This window comes from Salinisphaera sp. C84B14, from assembly GCF_040361435.1.
Lineage (GTDB): Bacteria > Pseudomonadota > Gammaproteobacteria > Nevskiales > Salinisphaeraceae > Salinisphaera.
Genome location: NZ_APNL01000011.1, coordinates 120,157 through 142,563, shown reverse-complemented (window position 1 = coordinate 142,563; position 22,407 = coordinate 120,157). Strand labels below are relative to the sequence as shown.

Sequence of the window (22,407 nt, the reverse complement as noted above, 5' to 3'; positions counted from 1 at the left end):
ACGCGCGCAAAAGACACCGGCGCGACCGTAGATGAATAGATCAGAGGTTCCTAAAGAACGCCGACATTTGCGCGTCGCCCTTCCACGGGTTTCGCGGCCGTTGGATGCGCCGCGCCTGCGCTCACCCAGGCAAATAATCCATCCGTAAAATCATTGCCTGCGGACGAGACGCCTGCTAAGCGGCGCTGCGTCTCATGCCCGATCAAGCGAGGCTTTCGACATTCGGGTGAGCTGAATACTGAGCAGCACACCCAGCAGTATCAACCCGGTACTCACACCGAAGGTCAGCCGAAACGCCTCGGTGTCGCCGATCAGCCAACCCGCCGCGGTCGGCCCGAGGAGTTGGCCCGTGGCAAAGAAAAGAGTTACATAACTGACTGCCAGCGGGGCCTGGTCGGCGTCGACCCACTCGGTGGAAGCGGCCAGCGACGAGGTGAACATGCCGGTCACCGCCACGCCCAGGATCAGGTAGTGGGCGGCAAAGCCGAACAGCGTGGGCGACAGTACCGGCAACAGGGTGCTCACAAAAGCCATGGCCATCGATAGCGTCAGGCTCTGGCCGCGCCCGAGTCGGTCCGACAGGCTGCCCCATACCGGGCCGAATACGATGCCGAGCATGCCCATGAACGCCGCCAGCGCGCCAGCGACGTGTGCGTCGATATCCGCGGCAAGCGCATAGCTGTACATGAAAATCGCCTGCACGATATAGGTCAGGCCAACGATGCCGTAGACCAGGCCCACGATGACGACACGCGGATCGCGAAACACGGCGCGGCGCGCGTCGCGACGTTCGGCCGCGCTCGGCGCCCGGCCACGCAGCCCGGGCCGCGGCGGGTTCTGCACGAACGCGAGCGTAGCCAGCAGGGCCGCCACCGCCACCGCAGCGAACAATGCCCACACCCAGCGCCAGCCGCGGTCGGCATCGAGCTGAGTCATGTAGGGTACGATCCAGCCGGCCGACATCATGCCCGTACCCACCCCGCTGTTGAGAAGGCCGATCACCAGCCCGCGCCGCGCCGGGAACCAGGTGCCGATCAGCGATATGAGCGGCGTATAGGCAAAGGCGGTGCCGATACCCAGTAAGCTCATCAGCCCGAGCAACGGCACATACTCGCTGGCCATACTCAGACCGGCGAAGCCGACGATAACGCATACCAGCCCCAGCAGGATCGATACCCGGCCGCCGCGACGCGCGGCGAGCGCGCCAGCCACCATCACCAGCGCCAGATACCCCAGCGCGGTCGCCGTACCCAGATGGCCTGCCTGCGCATAGCTCAAGGCCAGCGATTCGCGCATGGCCGGCAGAATCAGCCCGAACGAAAGCCGCGCCAGCGCGACGGTTACCAGCGTGACCAGTACCCCGCTGGCTATCAGGCACACCGAGCGCGCGTTCATTGGCGGGCGCGCGCGACGCCGAACTCGTTTGCGGCGTTTGAATCGAGTCTTAAATGCATGGTGCTATCCGTGTGTATCCGCCGCCAAGAATACGGGGCCGCCCACGCCGTGCCCACTGCGATGCCGTGCCACCATTGGCGACCATGACACGAGCGTGGCAAACGCCGATACTCGAACCCGGACTTTCCACCCACCCCAGGAGACCCTCGATGAAACAAACCACTCTGATGCTGGCCCTGATGGCCTCCACCATCACCCTGGCTGCATGCGGCGGTTCCGATCATCCGCACCACGGCGGCAAGGCGGATGTGATCATGCCGCCGGCTTCGCCGTCTATTCATTTCAAGGTGAACGACGCCAACGGCAATACGCTCGACCTGATGATCGAATGCGGCGAGAAGACCTCACTCAAGCAGTGCGCGGACGTCAACAAGGACGTGCTCGACAAGGTCGCCAAGATGCGCGACAACGCGGGCCGCTGATTGTTAACCCGCCCAAAGACCGATTACTCAATCGGTGCCTTTCGGGTTGCTAACGCGCCTGTGTGAACGCGCGCATGCCAAAACCGATGGCCTTGAAAACAGTTGGCGTATCCGCTGTCTTGGCGTCGGATCAATGAGCGACGTATACCGGCCACCGTACAGGGTGGCCGGCTTTCGTCTTTGGCTGCGCCGGGCACGACCGACGCGACCCGAGGCAGAGCACTCAGCGATCGCGCAGCGCTTTCTTGTCCAGTTTGCCCACCGGCGTGAGCGGAATCGCCTCGACGATATGGATCGCCTTGGGCACCTTGTAGGCGGCAAGATGCTCGCGGCAGTAGGCGAGAATTTTCTCCTTCACCTGCGCGGTCGGCTGTGTCTTGCCTGTTTCCGATAGCTGGACGTAAAGATTGACCTTGTCGTTACCGGCCCGCGCTTCGTCGGGGGTACCGATCACCGCAGCGATCTCGATTTCCGGCAAGGCCTTGAGCGCATTCTCGACTTCGACCGAGAACACCTTGTAGCCACCGACGATGAGCATGTCCTTGCTGCGATCACAGATGGTGAAATAACCGTCGGCGTCGACGCGCGCAATATCGCCGGTGTAGAAGAAGGTTTTACCCTCGTATTCGCGCAGCGCACGCGCACTTTCTTCCGGCAGGCCAAGATAGCCGCCGAACACCTGGGGGCCGTGAGCAATCAGTTCTCCCGGCTCGCCGACCGGCATTTCTCGAGTGCCGGTTTCTGCGTCGACGATACGGATTTCGGTGCCGGGCACCGCTACGCCGACGGTGCCGGGTTTGGCATGACCAAGCGGATTCATGGTGAGCACGGGGCTGGTTTCGGTCAGGCCGTAGACCTCGCAGAAACGACCCGCACCAATGACGGCTTCGATTCGCGGAATGAGTTCGGGCGGCATCGGACCGGCGCCCGATATCGCGATTTTCAGCCGTGAGAAATCGACCTGGTCGAACGCCGGTTCGGCCAACAGCATCTGATAGAGCGTCGGTACGTTGCCGAACACCGTCGGCGGATATGCCTGCATGGCCGCACAGAAGGATTTCAGATCGCGCGGGTCGGGCACCACGATAAGGCGGCCGCGCTGACGCAATCCCATCAGACATGCGCCCAGTCCGGCCACATGGAAGTAGGGAAAGACCGAGGCGAACGTCTCTGCGCCCAGCTCGTAGTCGACCATGGCCTCGCTCTGGAGGGCATTCGACTGCACGTTGCGCAGCGTCAAGCGTGCGCCCTTCGGCCGGCCGGTGGTCCCGCCGGTGTACTGAATCAGCACCACGTCGTCGAGGTGTATGTCGCTCGCGATACGGGCGTCGCTGGCCGCGTTGATCGCGGGCCAGAAGGCGGTCAGCGCGAGCTGGCGTGTTTGCGGCAGCTTGAACCGGGGCACCTTACGCAACAGATGGGCCAGCGTTTTCTTCCATCGCGGCAGGAAGTCGATAGGCGAACACACGACGACTGACTTGAGATCGTGCAGTGCGCCGTCGTTGGGGGCGAGCGCATTGTCGTAGAGCCGGTCCAGCGTCACCAGCACTCGGATATGCGCATCCTTGACCTGATAGGCCAGCTCGGGCGCGGTCAACAACGGCGATACGCCTGATGCCGGACAGCCCAGCTTCGACGCTGCCACCAGAGCGATGACGTAGTGCGGCGTGTTCGGCATGTGGATACCGATGACGTCGCCCCGGGCTACGCCCTGCTCTTTCAATACGTGGGCGAAACGATTGGCCCAGCGATCGAGTGAGCCGTAACTGATGGACACACCAAGATATTCCAGACAGGGCGCATCCGGGGCGCTACGTGCATGCGCCTCCACAATCTCTGCCAAGCCTCGCTCGTCCAAGGCCGGCAACTGCAAGTCGGGCCCGTGGTGGTTCGATACCGATAGCTCTTGCGCTTTAACAGCCATGGCTCTCCTCCGCGGCGTTTTGGTTTTCTCTTGGTCGGCTAAAGTATTTTTCTCTACCGATCCCTCTTTTTCAGTTTTCTGGGTTTATTCCGCGCCGTCAAGTCGCTTTTAATTGCTAATAGCAGCTATTAACAGGGCTTGAACCGACCGCCGAAAACTAGCGGATAACCGCCGCTCTTGTCGGCGCTTATTCAACCAAAAGGAACCGAGCCGGCCGTTAACCGGCGTAGGTGCTCTTAGCGAATCTGTTTTACACCGAAATTAAACCGCCGGCCGTTGTTGCCGATAACCCTTGCGACGACACCGATCAAACGACGGCAAGCTCTATCGCCATGCTCTAGCGGGGACAAGACCCTTGAGCCCAATTATTTACAGCCCGCCCCTCATCGCACTGGCCGTTCTAATCTGCAGCGTGACGTGCTACGCGGCGATGGACATGCTCGGTCGTGTGCGGCGCAGCCGTACACGCGCAAAATCCTCTTGGCTGCTATCGGGCGCATGCGTCCTGGCGACCGGCATTTGGGCCACCCACTTCGTCAGCATGATGGCGCTCGAGCTGCCGTTCGTGCTGGGCCACGAGATCGATCTCGTCCTCATGTCGTGGTTGGCGGGCCTGGTTGCCACCCTTATCGTCTTCTACGTGGCCAGCCGCCCCACGCTATCCGCACTGGCCATCCTGGGTGCCGCCATACCGGTATGGGCAAGCGCCAGCCTGCTGTTCTATCTGGGCAACCTGTCGCTGCAACTCACGCCGGCGATCGTATATCGCCCGCTACCCACGGCAACGACCGCCCTTGCGTTCTACCTGCTGGTCGCCGCGAGCCTGTGGATCGCCTATCGGCTGACCACGATCGATCGCGCCATATCGCCGGCGGCGAATGCGCTGGTATCGGTGGGTATCGGCGTTGGTCTTGCGCTGTGCCATCATTTCGCCCTGGTATCGATGGTCATTTCCGATCAGGCCACGAGCACGGCCAGCGTAGCGGTGGACCCATTCTGGCTGTCTCTACTGGTATCGTCCTGCACCCTGTTCATCATCAGCCTCGGCGTGTTCGCGGCGCTGCTGGACCGCCAGCTCGACAAACAGACGGCCGACCTGGTGGAGTCGCTGCGCAGCGCCAACGCCCAGCTGCGTTACAGCAGCCGCTACGACGCGCTCACCGAGCTCCCCAACCGTACGACCGTCTATGAGCGGATTCGCGCGGCCACCGCCCAGGTCGAGCCCGGCGAGGGCTGTGCCCTGCTCTATATAGATCTGGACGGTTTCAAGCTCATCAACGACAGTCTGGGTCACGGCCTGGGCGACCGCCTGCTGCAACGCACCAGCACTGCCCTGCGCGAACTGGCCGGCGAGCAGCACACGCTCGGCCGTATCGGCGGCGACGAGTTTCTTCTGCTCATGGAGCATGTCACCGACGCTGACCTTGTCGAGGCATTTGCCGAACACGCCATCGCGGAACTGGCACGGATCAGCGAACACGGCGCGACCCTGTCGGCGAGCATCGGTATCGCCCTGTACCCGAGCGATGCCGACGACGTGACCACGCTGGTTACCGCTGCCGATCTGGCCATGTATACCGCAAAACGCGCCGGCAAGAATCGTGTGCGCCGCTATCTGCCCAGCATGGGCATCAAGCAGGCCGACGCGTTCCAGATTCAGGAGGAGCTGCGCGCCGGTATCGATAACAACGAACTGGTTGTCTATTACCAGCCCAAGTATCGCGCCGGCGATGGCGGTTTAGCCGGGGCGGAAGCCCTCGTTCGTTGGCAGCACCCCAGGCGCGGCCTGGTCAGCCCCGGTCTGTTCATCGAAGTCGCCGAACGCAGCGGGCTGATAAACGATCTCGAGCTGAACGTGATCGATCAGGTCTGCCGCCAGATCCGAAGCTGGCGGGCCGCCGGCCTGAAGGTGCCGCCAGTTTCCATCAACCTTTCGGTCGCACGCCTGCTGGACGATCGCCTTATCGATCAGATCGCAGGCGCACTCGCCCGCCATTCGCTTACCGCCGACAGCCTCATACTCGAAATTACAGAAACCCTGGCCATGGAGGAGTTCGAAACCGCCACGCGCGTACTCCGCCAGCTTAGCGAACTGGGTATTCGTATCGCCCTGGACGATTTCGGGACGGGCTACTCAAGTCTGTCGTACCTGCAGAAACTGCCGATCGATCAGCTCAAGGTCGATCGATCCTTCACCGCCAACCTCAACGAGGGGTCGACAAGCGCCCACCGTGAAATCGTCAAGCTGATCATCAACCTGTCCCATGTGCTGGGTATTACGGTTGTGGCCGAAGGCGTTGAAACCGCCGCTCAGCAAAGCTATCTGACGCTTGCAGGCTGTGACGAACTGCAGGGCTATCTTTTGGATAAACCCATGCCTGCCAGCGACTATGAGCTGCGTTTGCTGCAGGCAAGCACGCACGCCACACAGGCATCGTTGGCATAGAAACGCCCCTGTCACGCGCCGCGCGCGCCGCACCGGCAGGAAGGTCGTTCGAGGGAAAGAAAATCTGCCGCAGGCACCGAAGGCTGGCACAGCGCTACACGCCTGCATTCGCGCCGCACCGACGAAACCGTTTCAAAGCCTGACCCGTCGCCCGGCCGGGGGGCGCCGAGAAACCGCCACCCACTGTGTTTGGAACGGGCGACCACGCACGCCTGCGCAATGCAAAAAAAAGGCCGCATCGGAAAAACCGATGCGGCCTTTTTCATTCGCTGCGTTGTGGCCGGGCTACATCACGCCTAGAAACGACAGAATGGCCACGACGATGACCACAAGGCCAACGAGATAAATAATATTGCGCATGGGGTCTCCGAAAATTGCGTTCAGCGATCACGGCTTCTGCGATCGTAATCGATGGTATCAGCTCACAGTGCCCAGTCGCAGATTTAGCGCCATGTTGACTAATCGCGCACTACCGGTGTCGCGACGCAACAAAACCGCCGCTGATCCTGCCGATCCAACACCAGAACACGTCACTTGCTCCGCCATTATCAACGCCATCGATGAATAGACGCCGGCACCTGTCCGTCTTTACTTTCGATAATGCCGTTGGACATGGCGCGCCTGCATTCTTACACGCGCGTTATCAAGTCGTAGGTCACCAACCGCATGGTCTATTTGTGGGGCCAGCTTAATAACAAGCGCTGCTTGAATAGCACCTATTCCCAGGGATAGGCAGCGACCGGCAGATTGCGGGCCTCGAGCTCGCGAACTACACGCCGCCGCGCCTTGACCACGTCGGGCACCGACAGCTCGCGCAGCCGCGCCACTTCGGCCGCGGTAAATACCGGCACCGGATCGCCGGCCGGCGCAGCGGCCCAACGGTCGAAGATATAGTTCATGACCGCTGCAATCTCGGCGTTGTCCAGCCCCGAGCCGACCACGCCCGGCACGTGCATCAAATAGGTTCGGCCATTGTCCACGCGGCCGAACGAGCCCACATATCCACGCAGGTCGGGGATGCCGCCACGCAGGCTGCCGGAGCCGTCCGCGCGGTGACAGCCACTGCAGTGGATCAGATACTGCGTTGCCGGTGGTACACCGGCCTGGATGCCGGCAGAGAACGTTACGACCGTCGCAGTAATGCAGGAGGCCACGCAGCGTAACGCCGTCTTCGCAATCCCGGGCGATACCGGTATCGCCGCACAGGCGTCAGCCCGCCGGCGCATCGTCCACCTGGCCCACCAGTACCGCCACGGTGCAGTGGTAGCCCATGGACTTGTTGGCCATGCACCAGTTGATGTCGTTATGCAGGCTCATCTGGTAACCCGGGCGTTCACGCGCGCTGTTCACACACTCCGTGCCGGTACAGGCGGCCTTGCCGCAACAGTCGTTATAGGACACCACGTAGTCCTTACCGTCGGTCGGATTACGGCAGGTCCCCACCCACGACACTTTGGATGCCTCGGCACCGGGCGGACAGCTGGTGAGCGTGCCGCCGCAATCGTTGCAGAGGTTGCCGTCGATCGCGCAGTAGCGCCAATAATCACAGGCCAGCGGATCGTCGTCCTGCAACTTGCCCCCGTTCGGGGTCGCCGCGATCGCGCGCCCGCCCTGGTCGAACGGCAACACCGGCAGCAAGGCCGTACCGGCCATGAACAGCGCTGCACGGCCAATGAAGCTGCGCCGGCTGTAGCGCTGGGCGGTCCGGCGCACCATGCGTTCGGCGCTGGCATCCGTGCGGGCCGTCAATGCATCGAGTAGTCGTTTCATGATCTGTCCTCGTGGAGGGTCGTCGCCCGGTTAGGAACGGGCCGGCGCGCCGTCTTGCGCCTCACCGATATAGTTCTGGATGGAGACCACGCCCAGGTCGTGGGCGTTGAACAGGCTTTCGAGCTGCTCGCGCGTATTCACCAGGCCTTTCGCGCGTACCGCGCCGGTACGGTCGAGCACCAGGGCATAGGGCAGGCGCGCTACCCGAAAGCCCAGGCCCAGCTCGGTTGAAAGCACGTAATCGAAGTCGTCGAGCCGGGCGTTGTCGATGAAGCGACGCTGCTTGTCTTCGTCCCCGTCGCTGGCCAGCACCACGGTCAGCCAGTCGCCTTCGCTCGAGCGGATCGAGCGCAGAATGGGTATGAGCTTCTTGCAGATCGGACAGGTCGGCGAGACGAAGAAAACCAGCGTGGCCTTTTCCTTGACCGTGCCGATCGAAACCACGCCGCCGTTGAGGCTTTCCAGCGTGAACTTCGGCGACTGCTCACCGACCTTCGGGCCGGAGTCGTTCATGAGCGCGCCCATCGGCGCGATGCGTTCGTAGAGCACGCCGATCTGGCGCGCGAGCACGACAAAGCCAAAGCACAGGGCCAGAAAGGCCAGGCCGAGGAACACCACGGCAAAAGTCAGAGCGGTCATAGTGATCCTCGTTTTTTCAGGTACATGCGGTTGGCGTTGAGCTGTTCGAACAGCAGATAGAGCGCGAGTGCGAACACGCCGGCGCCGATCACGACAAGGCTCTCCGGCAATGTCAGCGCGCCGGGCATGGTCCAGGCAGCAAACACCGCCAGAACAGCGAGCACGCCGTTACGCAAAAGCAGGGACGTACTTAGCATCTGCGGCGCCCCGCCACAGCCGCATTCGATACGGGTATGCCCACGGGCAAGATTGATGGCGATGGCAACCGCGTAGCCCGCGAACAGCACAGCGCAGCCCAGCAGGCCGGCGCCGCGGCTGAAGGGCAGCGCGACCAGCGCCGCGAGCACGAATTCGAGGCCCATCAATGCGCCGGCGACTGGCGCTACCCAGACCTGTGGCAAGAGGCGGTAGTCGGCGACAAAGCCCTGCAGCTCGACGAAGTCCATGGCCTTGTGCAGCGCGGCGCGCAGCACCACGAGCAGAATGAACACGCCAGCTGCGGCGCTTGCGAGTGCGAGCATGGCGTTCATTGCGCGCTCGCCGATGCACGCGCAGGCGCGGTCATCAAGGAGGTTGTCCAGCCCACGCGGTCGTCCGTGTTCGTCTTTTCGAACTCGAAGCCGCCCTTCGCGGTGGGCGTATAGACGTCCACACTCGATTCTTCTTCGTTGGCGCCGTACAGCGTCGGGCTTTCACCCTGGCTTACGGCCAACGACACCAGGTGCGGCGCCTCCGATCGGGCCACGAGCTTCTCGTCGGCCAGACTGTAGGCCCAGATCTGTTCGGACATATCCTTGTGGCTGCCTTCATAGGCATTCGAGTGCACGATCATGAACAGCATGTCGTTGGCCACGTTGTAGGCCGTGATGCCGTAACCACCCGGTGCCCAGTCGCCGTCCACGCCTTCGGCCACCGCAAGTTTCTTGATCAGTCGGGCCTTGGCGCCGCTATCATCGACTACATAGAGATTGCCGTTGAACGAAGTGAAAACGAGCTGGCCCGTCTTCGTACGGACCGAATGCAGATAGAGTGCGTCTGCATCGACGTCGAAGATCGCGTCCGAGGGGGTGGCACCGGGGTCGTCGTCGTCCACGTCGTAGCTGTTGAGGGTGCCCGGCCCGCACAGCGTCGAGAAGCGATGGCCTTCGACGCTCGGGTAGATGCCGTAGCAGCCCGGCGTGGGCACTTCCTTGACCACACTCATGTCGTCGAGGGCGACCACCGTGACCGACGTGCCCGGCGTAGCGTTCTGTACATACAGATACTTTTCGTCGGCGCTGATTTCGATGAGGTGTTCCATGCCGATGGCCTTTGCCGCCTTGTTGGGCACTTCGACCTCGGCGACCGGCTTCAGGCTGTTCAGGTCGAAGGCCTGAACCACGCTATGAATCGGCCCGTAGGTATAGCGCTCCATGTAATCGGAGAGCGTGTAGACCTTGCTGTGGTCGTGGCTGACGATGAACTGTGACGTCAGACCCAGCGACAGCAGCCCCTGATACTTCAGCTCATCCTGCGAATAGACATGGATACGGCTCGCGCCATCCCAATTGGCCTGATTCACTAGCACGACCGGGCCCTCTGCAATAGCCTCTTCCACGGTGAAGGCTTCCGGCTGGAACCCGGGCTCGTCGGCGCCAAGCACCGTGCTGGCGAACGCGTATACGCAAAGCGCGGCGGTTATGGCCGAATGGCGTACAAGCCTTTGAAGTATCGTCGCTGTCATCGCGGGGCCCTTTGGAACGGCGGTCAGGCAGCTGTTGCAAGAGGCGGGCCAGTTTGCGCAGGCCCCAAAACGCCTGCGAATACGCCTGATCGCTAGACAACGCACTGATGTCGCACAGCAATGCTTCGCTCTGGCGCAGGCACCCGCACACTAGCTGTGCAGCACATATACTCGCCCCCGACCGCGTACGAGCCGGTCAGACGAGCAGCTGCAGCCAGGCGTAGTCGCGAATCGCACGCGCCGGCGCCCACAAGGCAGGTCGTGTTTTCACGCCGTGCCCGGTCGAACACCGCACCGCCACGCACGCCCCGGTGCAGGCGACAGGTCGGCTGTCGCGTACTTGCGAGCAGTCTGTATCATGCATTCAATCGCGCCCCCGCCCGGGGCGCCGCCTATTTCAAGGAGCCCCCATGGCCAGCAACGTCGCCGAAATCATTGTCGAGACACTCACCCAGGCCGGCGCGAAGCGCTGCTACGGCGTAGTGGGCGATACCATCAATCACTTCACCGACGCGATCCGACGCTCGGATATGGACTGGGTGCATGTGCGCCACGAAGAGGTCGGCGGTTTCGCGGCCGGGGCGGAGGCGTTCATTACCGATGAACTGGCCTGCTGTGCGGGCACCTGCGGCCCCGGCAGCACCCATTTTGTGAACGGCCTGATCGAGTCCCATCGCAACGGTGCGCCGGTGGTGTTCATTGCCTCGCAGGTGGCCACCGCGGAAATGGGCGTGGGCTTTCCCCAGGATGTCGACCAGCGGCCGATCTACGCGCAGTACAGCGTGTTCTGCGAATACGTCTCCAGTGCGGAAAACGCGCGTCGCCTGACCGCGATCGCCGCACAGAAAGCGCTCAACGAAGGCGGCGTGGCCGTGCTCATCGTGCCGGGCGATCTGTTCACCCAGAAGCCGGCCGACAGCCTGCCCTACCGCACCCAGCGATTCGATCCGGTGCTACGGCCGAACGACGCCGACCTGGATGCCATCGCGGCCAAGCTCAACGCCGGCACGAAGGTGTCCATCTATGCCGGTTATGGCTGTCGCCACGCCCACGACGAGCTGATCGCGCTGGCCGACAAGCTCGGCGCCCCCATCGCCTGGACATCGCGCGCCAAGGACTTCGTCGAATACGGCAACGACCTGGAAGTGGGCATGACCGGCGTATTCGGGCTGGAAGGTGGCTATCGGGCGGTGTCCGAATGCGACACCCTGCTATTGCTCGGCTGCAACTTCGCCTGGGCCCAGTTCTATCCGGACAGCGCCACCATCATCCAGGTCGATACCAACCCCGGCCATATCGGCCTGCGCCACCCCATCGATATCGGCGTGGTCGGCAGCGCCCGTGATACCTGTGCCGCATTGCTCGACCGGGTCGAAAAGAACAGCGATCGCGAATGGGTCAACGACTGCCGGAAAACGTATCTCGAGTCGCTGGAAAACGCCGCGGCCCAGTCCGACTACGACGACCTGATCCACCCGCAGGAACTCACCCTGCTGCTCGACGCGCACGCCGACGACGATGCGGTATTCACCGCCGACGGTGGCAGCCCGATGGTGTGGTGCCTGCGTCATATCAAGGCCAACGGCAAGCGCCGTACGCTGCCCAGCCTCGTGCACGGCACCATGGCCAACGCCTATCCGCAGGCGCTGGGTATCGCCAAGGCGTTTCCCGAGCGCCAGGTCATCGCCATGTGCGGCGACGGCGGCTTGAGCATGCTTATGGGCGACCTGCTCACGCTCGTCCAGGAACAGATCCCGGTCAAGCTGGTGGTGTTCAACAACAGCTCGCTCGGCTTCGTGGAAATCGAACAGAAGGTGGAAGGCCTGCTCGATGCCTATACCGAACTCAAGAACCCGGATTTCGGGCGTGTTGCCGAAGCGATCGGCCTGTGGGGCCGCAAGATCGAGAAGAAACACGAGCTCGAGGACGGCGTCCGCGACCTGCTGGCCCACAACGGCCCCGGCATTCTCGACGTCAAGGTCAATCGCATGGAACTGGTCATGCCGCCGCATATCGAAGCAGGCCAGGTTGCCTCCACCGCGCTCTATTCGACCAAGGCCATATTCTCGGGTCGCATGGACGAAGTGGTGGATCTTGTTCGCAACAACTTCGGCCGCCGTTAACAGCAGGGCATGGCCTAGGGCCGCGAACGCTAATCAATAGGTGCTCGCGTGCCTTATGTTTTAAATCCGGGTAGAACGAAACAAGCGGGGCGGGCCTAAAAGCCCGCCCCGCTTGCGTGGTGCCTGGCGACTAGAACGTCGCCCAGTCGCCGTCGTCTTCATCGGCGATCGCGGGTTGCGCCTTCGCGCGCCCATCCGCTCTCGGCGCGCTAGTCTGTGTCTTTTGGGCAGGTTGCGGCGCCGGCTCAGGCGCCTTCTGGACGCTCGACCGATGCGGGGCCACCGCTTGCACGGTATCAGCCGCCGGCAGCCCGGCGACCTTGAAATAGGCCATCTGCTGCCTGAGCTGGCTGGCCTGTTCCTCCAGAGAATGACTGGCCGCCGACGATTGTTCCACCAGCGCCGCATTCTGTTGCGTGACGCTGTCGATTTCGTTGATGGCGATATTGACCTGGTCGATGCCCGAAGCCTGCTCCTTGCTCGCCGACGCGACCTCCGAAACCAGGTCGCTGACCTTGGTAACCGAACTGACGATTTCCTTGAGCACTTCGCCCGCCGCCGTCACCTCGCTCGAACCGTAGGCAACCTTCTTGCCGCTGTCCTCGACCAGCTCCTTGATCTCCTTGGCCGCCCCGGCACTACGGCTGGCCAGGTTGCGCACCTCGGTCGCCACCACGGCAAAGCCACGCCCCTGTTCACCCGCGCGCGCGGCCTCCACCGAGGCGTTCAAGGCAAGCAGGTTGGTCTGGAACGCGATCTCGTCGATCATGCCGATGATATTGCTGATCTTGTCGCTCGCGGCGGTAATTTCACCCATGGCCGCGGTCGCACGATCGACGACCTGGCCGCCTTCGTCTGCGCGGTTGCGCACCTGGTGAACCAGCTGGTCGGCCTGTGCTGCGTTATCGGCGTTCTGGCGTACCGTGGAGGTCATTTCCTCCATCGAGGCGGCCGTTTCTTCCAGGCTCGACGCCTGCTGCTCGGTGCGGCCGCTGAGCTCCTGATTGCCACTCGCAATTTCACGCGCGCCCACGCTCACCGCCTCCGAGCTGCTGCGCACGCTTGTCACCAGCTCGGCGAGACGTGTCTGCATCTTCTCTAGCCCGCCGAGCATCGCGCCGAATTCGTCGCGGTACGGGTTGTCGATACGATTGTCGAGCCGGCCCTGGCCAATCGCCTCGACCAGCGATCCGGCCTGACTGAGCGGCCGGGTGATCATGCGAACAAGCCAGAAGGTGATCGCACAGACCATGGCCAGGGCGATCGCAATCAACGCAAATATCCCGAACTTCGCCTGCAGATTCGCCGCCTGCGATGCTTCGAACGCCGCCCGGCCCTGCTCCATCTGCAAGTCTACGAGGTCGCGCAGCTGCAAACGCAGCGCCTCGAAAGGCTTGGAAATCTCGGTTTCGTAAAGACGCTCGGCACCCGCTATATCGCCCGCCTGGGCGCGCCGCAGATACTCGCCGAGTTTGGTCGAGATCAGCTCATAGTTGGACAACATCGCCAGCGCCGCCGTCTTTTCGCCGGCGTCGGTTACCTTGCCCGGGTAGTAACGAGATAGACGGTCGTCCACTTCCGGTTTCGCCTGGGCAAAGAAAGACGCGAACTCCTCGACGGCCGCAGGCGAGCGCTGTGCATGAATCTGCAACAATCGCGCATAGCCACGCCCCAGGGTGATATTGACCTGCGACAAATGCCGCAAACCACGCATGTTCTTGTTGTAGATATCTTCCTTGCTTTTATCGGCCTGGTTCAACGCCACCACGGCGGTCGCGCCAAGAACACAAAGCAATAGGAAAACCAAACCGAATCCAAGCCCAAGCTTGCTCTTTACACTTCGCAACCCACGCAGCATTTGTCTTCTCCGTCTATCGCTTAGTCGCGGCTGGCTAACGCTTAGCCGCAGGTAACCGCTATTATTCAATGAAGGTCTTGCGGTGTTCGAGACGACCAACAACTTGCCGGCACGCCGCATCAAATCACCCAACTGGCGTGATATCGGCGTGTTTAAAACACGCTTTAGCGTTCGCGGGCCGAAAAATTCATATTGGGATAGAACCGGCGACCGGGACGGGTCGCCCCAGCGCACTTGCCGCGGGTAAATCACGGCAGGTACAAGCCGATAGCACGATCGATGATCGTGCGACGTCGTCACGCCTGGCCACGCGGCACGGCGCCACCCCGTGCTGGTGGCGGTGACGGGCTCACCCGTACGCGCGCCGGTTACCCGCGTGCGACCTCGAACCGCAGGGCGGCAGCCTGCAGTCGTGCGGCATCGGACTCCAGTACACGCGAGGAGGCCGCGGCCTCTTCGACCAGGGCCGCGTTCTGCTGGGTGACCTGGTCGATCTGGCTGACTGCCTCGCTGATCTGGCTGATGCCGTCGCTCTGCTCGCTCGAAGCCGAGGCGATCTCCGCGATGAGCGTATTGACGCGGCGTGCGTCTTCCTCGATGGACTGCATGGTTTCGTTGGCCTTGCCGACCAGCGTCGTACCCTCGCCGACCTGGGAGACCGAGTTCTCGACCAGCCTGGCGATATCCTGCGAGGCATCCGCCGAGCGCTTGGCCAACTGGCGTACTTCGCTGGCTACCACGGCAAAGCCACGACCATGTTCGCCGGCGCGCGCGGCTTCCACCGCGGCGTTCAAGGCCAGCAGGTTCGTCTGAAATGCGATGCCGTCGATCATTTCTATGATTTCGGCCATGCGATCCGAACTCTCACGCACGCCGTTCATGGCGGTCACGACCTGGCCCATCACCTGCCGCCCCTCGGTCAACGAACTATCGGTGCGTTCCGACAACGTCTTCACTTCACGGGCGTTGTCGGCATTCTGCTTGATGGTGGCCGACAGCTGCTCCATGCTCGCAGCGGTCTGCTCGAGCGAGGCTGCCTGTTGCTCGGTGCGCGAGGACAGCTGGGCATTGCCTGCCGCGATTTCGCGCGAGCCGCTGTCCACCGAAGACGCCGCATCGCGGATGGTGGTAATCGTGGACGCGATATCGATACGCATGCGCTCGATCGCGTACAACAAACTGTTCTGGGCGGCCGATTCGCAGCCGTCAACCGGCGTGAAATCGCCCGACGCCATGGCATTCACCTGGCGCCTTGCCTGCTCCGGGTCGCCGCCGATATCGCGATAGATACCACGCCCGACGCGCCAGAAGACCAAGCTGACGAGTCCACCGATCACGGTGAGCAGCAGAAAATTGATCAGCAGCGATCGACGCAGCGCAGCCGAGAGATCTTCGACATAGACGCCGGCTCCGACGATCACATCCCACGGCTCGAACGCCTGAACGTAGCTCATTTTCGTCTCCGGCGGCTCGGCCTCGGAGCGCTCCCAGGCGTAGTTCACGAAGCCGCCGCCGTTGCGGCCGACATTGATGAGCTTCTGAAATATCTTCTCGCCGTCGGCCGCCTGCGTATCGATAACCGATACCGTTGACGGCACCGTGGGATGGCTGGCAAGAAAGCCGTCGGGCGTGAGCACGAACACGTAGTTGTCGCCGTCGAAGTGCAGGTTGCTCAGCTGTGCGAAGGCAGCTGCACGGGCTTGCTCTCGCGACATCTCACCGCGCTCGACCCGCTGCTCGTATTCGGCCAGCAGGCTGCCGGCATAGTCGACCAGTTGCTTGAGCCCGGCCTGGCGCTCTTCGGTAAGCGCGGTGCGCTCCATGGCGGTAATGCCCAGCACGCTGACCATCATCCCCACCCACATGAGCACCAGGATCATGCCCAGCTTCTTTCGCAACGACCATCGGGGCCCGGATCGTTTCGGTCGCCGTGCGGCGGCCATCTTGCCGTTTTCGTCGGCGTGGGCTGTGGGTAGATTGAGCCCTTCTGCAGTGGCGGCCATGTACGTTATCGCGTTGGATCAGGTTGCCTTGCCTATTTCGGCCACGCCGCAGGAAACTTGATCGCGTGTTCGCGAACCCGATGTTTCAATCCCCCAGCGTTATTGATTGGGAGGTTGCAGCGAGGGCGGTCTGCATCGCGTCATTGGCTTGGAAATGCCGCGAGCCGACGTTGCATCGCAGCCTCCGGCCGCCACCACGCCCGCTTGTTCGCCAGCGCCGGCCACCCAGCGACATCGCTGACCCTTGCACCTTGCCCGCCAACGCAGCGCGGACGTGATTGGCTAATTTCGCGACTTCATCTCGTTGACGTAATCCAGCGATAGCACGCGGCGCCGCTCCGCTGCCGTGAACCGCGTCTGGCGAAGCGACTCAAGTGCCTCGTCCCGATCAGGAGGTGCCAAGCCGGGATTGGCCAGGATCCGGTCATGCGCGCGCCGATAATCGTCGTAGCGCCGCTGCCAGGCATCGCGACGTGCATCGACCTGCGCCAAACGCTGAGCGGCGTCAGGGCCAAGCATGGCCTCTCGGCGTGCCCTTATCTGGGCGTCGCTTGCGCCCGCTTCGCGCATTCGCTCGATCTGCACGTGCGCACGGCCCGGCAGCGTGGCGTGCTGTCGTGCCTCGCGGATTCGATCCGGCAGCATGCGCTCGAGCAGTTCAAGCCGCTGCTCGCGCTCGGCATCGCTCAACCCCGGCGTGTGTTGCAGTTCACGTCTTGCAACCAGATAGCGAGCCATCCTGTCGTCTTCGTTGAAAAACGCGTCGGCCACCGCGACCCCCAGCACTTCCCGCCGGAGCGCTTCACGCGTTTGCAGCGTCTGCGCCAGCGCAGCGGCCGTGGCATCGGCACGCGGCATCTGTTGTACGCGTTGCCGATAGGCAATGTAGTCGCGATAAACATCGAGCACTTCCGCCTGGGCCGCCTCGGACAGCCCGAGAGAGTCGAGATAGCGAGTCAGCCGTGCCTGGATTTGCGCCATGCCTACGCGGCCGATACCGGTCAGAAAATAGTCGAACATCCGCCGCAGATCACGGGTAACCACCAGCCGCCCTTCGTTGTCGAGGGTGACGCCGCCATCCACGGATGTGCCGGCATGGGACGGCAAGGGTCGCTCCGCGTTAGCCACAGGCGCGCCCGGAGTCCCCTCGGCCGCGCCGTCAGCGCCGAGCGTCGACGGGTTTGCCGCTGTCGCCGGCCGCGCGGAGATCGAAGCCCCCGCTCGGCTGGCCACCCCGGATTGGTCGGGCCATAGGGCGACCGCCCCGCCGCCGGCCAGAACCACTCCAATGAACAGGACGTAGCGAGCACGCATGCCGTTTAAAGACCGGCGTTTTTCAACCGATTGGCGTGCTGGCGATAGAGTTCGGGTACATCCTGTCCGAAGCCGACAAGTCCCGCGACCTGATTGATTTCGTCAAGGTGGTTCTGGGCATAGTCGTCTCGAATCACCTCGCCGAGCTTGCTCGAACACTGGCCGACCAACCCGTCGTTGGGCTTGCCTCGAAAAGCCGTCGCGGTGATGGCCAGCAGCGAATCGGTCGGATCCACGAGGGTTGTTACCTGGCGTATGCCGGTCCAGGAGTAATAGCGAACGCCGTCGACGACGTGCTCACCGTCACCGCAATCGGCCGGTATGCCAGCGGCAAACCGGGCATTGAACTCTGCCGCGCCGCGGGTGCTCAGGGAGTATTGGGCCGCCCGCGAGTCCTGCGGGTAACCGCCCTCGGAGAGTAGATCCACCAGACCCGCAAGTGCGGTCACGGTGCGATCGAGCAGCGGGCCACTCACGGGCTCATCGTGTGCCGGCACCAGAAAATCGGCAACCGGGCTGCCACGGTTGACTCCCGCAACGCTGGTCACCGAAGCCACCAGCTCGGGCGCCACGCCGGCGACATACCGCGTTGTCGGGCCGCCGTGGCTGTGGCCGATCAAATTTACTTTTTCAGCACCGCTCAAGGCCAGGATTTCGCGCACCTGAGCCAATAGCTGCTCTCCGCGGACTTCGGTGTAGTTCGCCGCCGATATCTGGGCAACGTAGACCTCGGCACCGCCCTGACGCAGCGCTTCGGGAATGGCAGAGAAGTAGTCGATCGGCCCGATGGCGTCGAAGCCGAACCAGCCGTGCACCAGCACGATCGGGTACCGCGTTTCGGTATACCCGGCCGGCCCCGAATCGTCGCCGTGAAAAAAAAGCCAGCCGCTATAGCCAGGCCCTGCGAATAACAGACACAGCCCGGCAACCACCGCGGCTCGAACACGTCGGATAACATCACCCTTCATCGCCCCCTCCCGCACGCGACTGAAAATCGCGCCTGCTCCAATTGCTATTTTGTTTTTCTGCCGACGCCGTACGTGCGGGTCGGTCGCTTTCAAAAGCTAGCAGGCTGCTCGGACCGCGTATACATCGACTTTAGACTCGGTCCGTTCGCCGTGCCGGCATTCATACCCGCTGGACGGACACTGCCGGCACGCGGGTTTTCCCGCCCCGCGCGGCGGCACCCCGGCCAACGTGGTCGCAATCGTCAGCCAGCAAAAAGGCCGGCAAGAGCCGGCCCGATTGGTGTCGAGGTGAACACGAGGCGGCCGGCGTTCGCCGGCCGCCTCGTGCTGCGCTGCCTAGAGGGCGGCGCTGTTGCGGTCGGCCACGTCGAAGCGGTCGTGCATCATCACCTTGTTCCAGGCGGCAACGAAGTCGCGAACCAGTTTCTCGTGCCCGCCGGCCTGGGCATAGAACTCGGCCAGCTGGCGCAGCTGGGAGTTGGAGCCGAAGATCAGGTCGCAGCGGGTGGCCTTGTACTTCGTCTGCCCACTGCTGCGATCATCCAGGGTGAACTCCATGCCGGCCTCGTCGACCTTCTTCCACTCGTACTCGGGCGAGGTGAGGTTTACGAAGAAGTCGTTGCTGAGCACGCCCGGCTTGTCCGTGAACACGCCGTGGTGCTTGTAGGCCCCGTCGGTATTGATATCCAGCACGCGCAGGCCACCGGTCAACGCAGTCCACTCGGGCGCGGTCAGGCCCAGCAGCGCGGCCCGGTCCAGAAAGATCTGCTCGGGCGATACGTTATAGTTGATGTCGTCGCGATGGAAGTTGCGGAAACCGTCGGACACCGGCTCGAGCCAGCGAAAGCTCTGCTCGTCGGTCTGCTCTTCGGTGGCATCGTTACGACCCGGCGTGAACGGCACCTTGATATCGATACCGGCATCCTTGGCCGACTTTTCGACGGCCGCACAGCCGCCCAGCACGATCAGATCGGCCAGCGAAACCTTCTTGTTGCCCGCCTGGGCCGAATCGAAGTCGCGCTTGATGCCTTCGAGGGTGGATACCACCTTGCCGACCTCGGCCGGGTTGTTCACCGGCCAGTCCTTCTGCGGGGCCAGGCGTATGCGGGCACCGTCAGCGCCGCCGCGCTTGTCCGACGTACGGAAGGTCGACGCCGCGCCCCAGGCCACGCCGGCCAGCTCGGCCACCGTCAGCCCGGAATCCAGAATGCGGCCCTTGAGATCGGCCACATCGCTGGCGTCCACCAGTTCGAAATCCACGGCTGGGATCGGGTCCTGCCAGATCAGGTCCTCGGCCGGCACTTCCGGGCCGAGATAACGCGCCTTCGGGCCCATGTCGCGATGGGTGAGCTTGTACCAGGCCTTGGAGAACGCTTCGGTGAAGTAGTCGAAGTCCTCGAGGAACTTCTCGCAGATCTTGCGATAGGCGGGATCGACCTTCAGCGCGATATCCGAAGTCATCATCATCAGCGGATGATCCACGCCTTCAAGGTGCGCGTCCGGCGTGCGCGGGGCGTTCTTGTCCACGGGCGTCCACTGCAGCGCCCCGGCCGGGCTACGCGTCTGCTCCCATTCGAACTTGAACAGGTTCTCCAGATAGCTGTTGTCCCAGGCCGTCGGGTCCTGCGTCCAGGAACCTTCGATACCGTTGGTCATCGTGTCTTCGGCGTTGCCCTTGCCGCGCGGGTTGTTCCAACCCAGGCCGGCGGCTTCCATCGGCGCGGCTTCCGGCGCATGCCCGATCTGATCCGGCGGGGTCATGCCATGCGATTTGCCGAAGGCGTGGCCGCCCGCGATCAGCGCGACGGTTTCCTCGTCGTTCATGGCCATACGGCCGAAGGTGATCCGTATATCAACCGCGGAATCCTCGGGGATGCCCTTCTTGGCCGAGCCTTCCGGGTCCACATAGATGAGGTTCGAGTTGGACGCCGCCAGCGGCGCCTCCAGATCGTAGTCGGCATCACCGGCTTTGCCGGTCCAGCGCAGGCCGCGATTGACCATCTGCGCCGGCTGGCCTTCCATCGGCCCGTGCGGCGCGTCTTCCGGCTTCTTTCCGGTCCAGCCTTCGGGGCCCCAATAGGTGAGGTTGTCGGGTTCCCAGGCATCGATACGACCGCCGGCGAAGCCGTAGGTCGGAAAGCCCATGATTTCGAGCGAGCAGTTGCCGGTGAGCACGATCAGATCGGCCCAGGAAATGGAGGCGCCATATTTTTGCTTGATCGGCCAGAGCAGACGCCGCGACTTGTCGATATTGCCGTTGTCCCACCAGCTGTTGATCGGCGCGAAGCGCTGCATGGCCTCGCCCGCGCCGCCGCGGCCGTCGGCGATGCGATAGGTGCCCGCCGAATGCCAGGCCATACGGATCATCTGCGGGCCGTAGTTGCCGTAATCCGACGGCCACCAGTCCACCGACGATTTCAGTAGTGTCTTGATATCGTTCTTCAGCGCTTCGAGATCCAGCTTCTTGAACGCCTCGGCGTAGTTGAAATCCGGATCTTCGGGGTTGGCCTCGCGCGGGTTCTGGTGCAGCAGCTCGACCTGAAGACGGTTCGGCCACCAGTGCTGTAGCGTCGGCTCGGAGCCGGCCGCGCCGCCGACCGTATTACCGGCGAACGGGCATTTGCCGCCGATCTTGACTTCTTCACTCATAGTCACGGTTCCTGTTGACGATTTCTTGGACCTTTCGGTGGTTGAATCCGGTGTCGGGGACGCCGGAAAGGGCTGCTGTCGCTAGGCCTTGTCAGGGCGAGTCTCGGTATTCGCACGACAGCGGCTACACACACCCCAAAACAGGATCTCGGCCTCGTGGATCACGAAACCCTGAGCGTCGTTCGGGGTGAGGCACGGTGCATGACCGTGCTTGCAGTCCGTGTCCTCAACACGGCCGCAATGAGTACAAACAAGGTGATGATGGTTGTCGCCCCGACGCCGCTCGAAGCGCGCCGGGTGACCGCTGGGCTTGATCTGGCGTACCAGTTCGGCCTCCACGCTGGCCGAGAGCACGTCGTACACCGCCTGTTTAGACAACGTGCCCAACTGCTCGACCACGCCCTGGTGAACCTGGTCCGCGCTGGCGTGCGGGTGGCTGGATAACCACTTGAGAATGGCATGGCGCGCCGCCGTCACGCGCAGCCCGCGCTGGCGCAGCGACTCTGCAATCGCGATATCGCTTTCGGGCACCGTTTGATTCTCCATGTTCACTGTCACTTGCCTTGTTGCCCGATACAGTTTCTCCGGCGCCTCGACCTAAAATGGCCTGCGTCCGGATGCCGATCGCGCCGCCTCGCGGTCCGGCGTATGCTGGCCATCAAGGCCAGCCAACCGGCGCCTCGCTGCTTCCACGATTGTCGGCTTCGGTAAATACGTACTATTACCCCCTACGGTTTCCGTAGTTTTACGGTTTCATTCCAACGATCGATTCAACAAAACGCTCGATCCCTCGCGCCTGCGAGCGGAGCGGCCCGCATCCCTGATGCCGATCTCCGGCCGCGGCTGAAGCGGTACCGCCATTGCGACGCGCCTCGGCCCCGTCCGACCGCGCGATCACGTCGTCGGCGCCGATTCCGGGCATAGGCCGCTAGCCAGCGCCCGCTTCGAGGCGCCAGACGGGCCTTGCCTACAGTTGTGAACGGCTGTCGTTCGATTGCAGCCATCGGCGCATGTCGGCGACCGGGGCCCGGTACAAAATCGACCGAAAATCGACGTTCGGGTTGACCACGCCTATGCGAATGCATGCGGGCTGTTGGCGACGGCCGAGAAGGC

General features: G+C 62.9%; 16 protein-coding genes. 3 read left to right on the top strand and 13 right to left on the bottom strand.

Features of this window, described 5'->3' with window-relative positions:
* Nucleotides 1-192: 192 nt before the first annotated feature.
* Nucleotides 193-1,395, bottom strand: coding sequence for an MFS transporter (locus C84B14_RS11375; RefSeq protein WP_353224176.1), 1,203 nt, complete (start codon nucleotides 1,393-1,395; stop codon nucleotides 193-195).
* A 209-nt stretch (nucleotides 1,396-1,604) separates the two neighbouring features.
* Here C84B14_RS11375 and C84B14_RS11370 point away from each other — a divergent pair, with 209 nt between their 5' ends.
* Complete coding sequence (locus tag C84B14_RS11370) at nucleotides 1,605-1,877, top strand: hypothetical protein (protein WP_353224175.1); 273 nt, start codon at nucleotides 1,605-1,607, stop codon at nucleotides 1,875-1,877.
* A 223-nt stretch (nucleotides 1,878-2,100) separates the two neighbouring features.
* Here the strand turns inward: C84B14_RS11370 and C84B14_RS11365 are convergent, their stop codons facing one another.
* Entirely contained in the window at nucleotides 2,101-3,720 is a 1,620-nt protein-coding gene (locus C84B14_RS11365; protein WP_353224173.1) for a class I adenylate-forming enzyme family protein, read from the bottom strand.
* 511 nt (nucleotides 3,721-4,231) lie between these two features.
* Between C84B14_RS11365 and C84B14_RS11360 the strand changes: the two genes are divergently transcribed.
* Nucleotides 4,232-6,247: a putative bifunctional diguanylate cyclase/phosphodiesterase gene (locus tag C84B14_RS11360; protein ID WP_353224184.1), complete on the top strand. Its 2,016-nt coding sequence runs from the start codon at nucleotides 4,232-4,234 to the stop codon at nucleotides 6,245-6,247.
* 716 nt (nucleotides 6,248-6,963) lie between these two features.
* On the opposite strand, the gene C84B14_RS11355 is transcribed toward C84B14_RS11360, so the two are convergent.
* Genes C84B14_RS11355 through C84B14_RS11335 form a run of 5 tightly spaced genes read right to left on the bottom strand, consistent with a single transcriptional unit; the run spans nucleotide 6,964 to nucleotide 10,379 of the window.
* Complete coding sequence (locus C84B14_RS11355) at nucleotides 6,964-7,401, bottom strand: cytochrome C (protein ID WP_353224172.1); 438 nt, start codon at nucleotides 7,399-7,401, stop codon at nucleotides 6,964-6,966.
* A gap of 55 nt (nucleotides 7,402-7,456) precedes the next feature.
* Nucleotides 7,457-8,017, bottom strand: a complete 561-nt coding sequence (locus tag C84B14_RS11350; RefSeq protein ID WP_353224170.1) for a methylamine dehydrogenase light chain — start codon at nucleotides 8,015-8,017, stop codon at nucleotides 7,457-7,459.
* A gap of 30 nt (nucleotides 8,018-8,047) precedes the next feature.
* Complete coding sequence (gene mauD / locus C84B14_RS11345) at nucleotides 8,048-8,656, bottom strand: methylamine dehydrogenase accessory protein MauD (RefSeq protein WP_353224168.1); 609 nt, start codon at nucleotides 8,654-8,656, stop codon at nucleotides 8,048-8,050.
* Nucleotides 8,653-9,186: a MauE/DoxX family redox-associated membrane protein gene (locus C84B14_RS11340; RefSeq protein ID WP_353224166.1), complete on the bottom strand. Its 534-nt coding sequence runs from the start codon at nucleotides 9,184-9,186 to the stop codon at nucleotides 8,653-8,655. The genes mauD and C84B14_RS11340 overlap by 4 nt, the downstream gene beginning before the upstream one ends.
* A complete protein-coding gene (locus C84B14_RS11335) occupies nucleotides 9,183-10,379 on the bottom strand; it encodes an amine dehydrogenase large subunit (protein WP_353224164.1) in 1,197 nt (398 codons plus the stop codon). The genes C84B14_RS11340 and C84B14_RS11335 overlap by 4 nt, the downstream gene beginning before the upstream one ends.
* 410 nt (nucleotides 10,380-10,789) lie before the next feature.
* On the opposite strand from C84B14_RS11335, the gene C84B14_RS11330 reads away from it, so the two are divergent.
* Nucleotides 10,790-12,502, top strand: a complete 1,713-nt coding sequence (locus C84B14_RS11330; RefSeq protein ID WP_353224162.1) for a thiamine pyrophosphate-dependent enzyme — start codon at nucleotides 10,790-10,792, stop codon at nucleotides 12,500-12,502.
* A gap of 130 nt (nucleotides 12,503-12,632) precedes the next feature.
* Here C84B14_RS11330 and C84B14_RS11325 read toward each other — a convergent pair whose 3' ends face one another.
* The 6 genes from C84B14_RS11325 to C84B14_RS11300 form a co-directional block, all read right to left on the bottom strand.
* A complete protein-coding gene (locus tag C84B14_RS11325; protein ID WP_353224160.1) occupies nucleotides 12,633-14,360 on the bottom strand; it encodes a methyl-accepting chemotaxis protein in 1,728 nt (575 codons plus the stop codon).
* Between the two features lie 368 nt (nucleotides 14,361-14,728).
* Nucleotides 14,729-16,363, bottom strand: a complete 1,635-nt coding sequence (locus tag C84B14_RS11320) for a methyl-accepting chemotaxis protein (RefSeq protein ID WP_353224158.1) — start codon at nucleotides 16,361-16,363, stop codon at nucleotides 14,729-14,731.
* A 282-nt stretch (nucleotides 16,364-16,645) separates the two neighbouring features.
* Nucleotides 16,646-17,470, bottom strand: coding sequence for a lipase secretion chaperone (locus C84B14_RS11315; protein WP_353224156.1), 825 nt, complete (start codon nucleotides 17,468-17,470; stop codon nucleotides 16,646-16,648).
* Between the two features lie 212 nt (nucleotides 17,471-17,682).
* Nucleotides 17,683-18,645: an esterase/lipase family protein gene (locus tag C84B14_RS11310; protein ID WP_353224154.1), complete on the bottom strand. Its 963-nt coding sequence runs from the start codon at nucleotides 18,643-18,645 to the stop codon at nucleotides 17,683-17,685.
* A 336-nt stretch (nucleotides 18,646-18,981) separates the two neighbouring features.
* Nucleotides 18,982-21,294, bottom strand: a complete 2,313-nt coding sequence (gene katG, locus C84B14_RS11305; RefSeq protein ID WP_353224152.1) for a catalase/peroxidase HPI — start codon at nucleotides 21,292-21,294, stop codon at nucleotides 18,982-18,984.
* An 81-nt stretch (nucleotides 21,295-21,375) separates the two neighbouring features.
* Nucleotides 21,376-21,840, bottom strand: coding sequence for a Fur family transcriptional regulator (locus C84B14_RS11300; protein ID WP_353224182.1), 465 nt, complete (start codon nucleotides 21,838-21,840; stop codon nucleotides 21,376-21,378).
* Nucleotides 21,841-22,407: the final 567 nt, after the last annotated feature.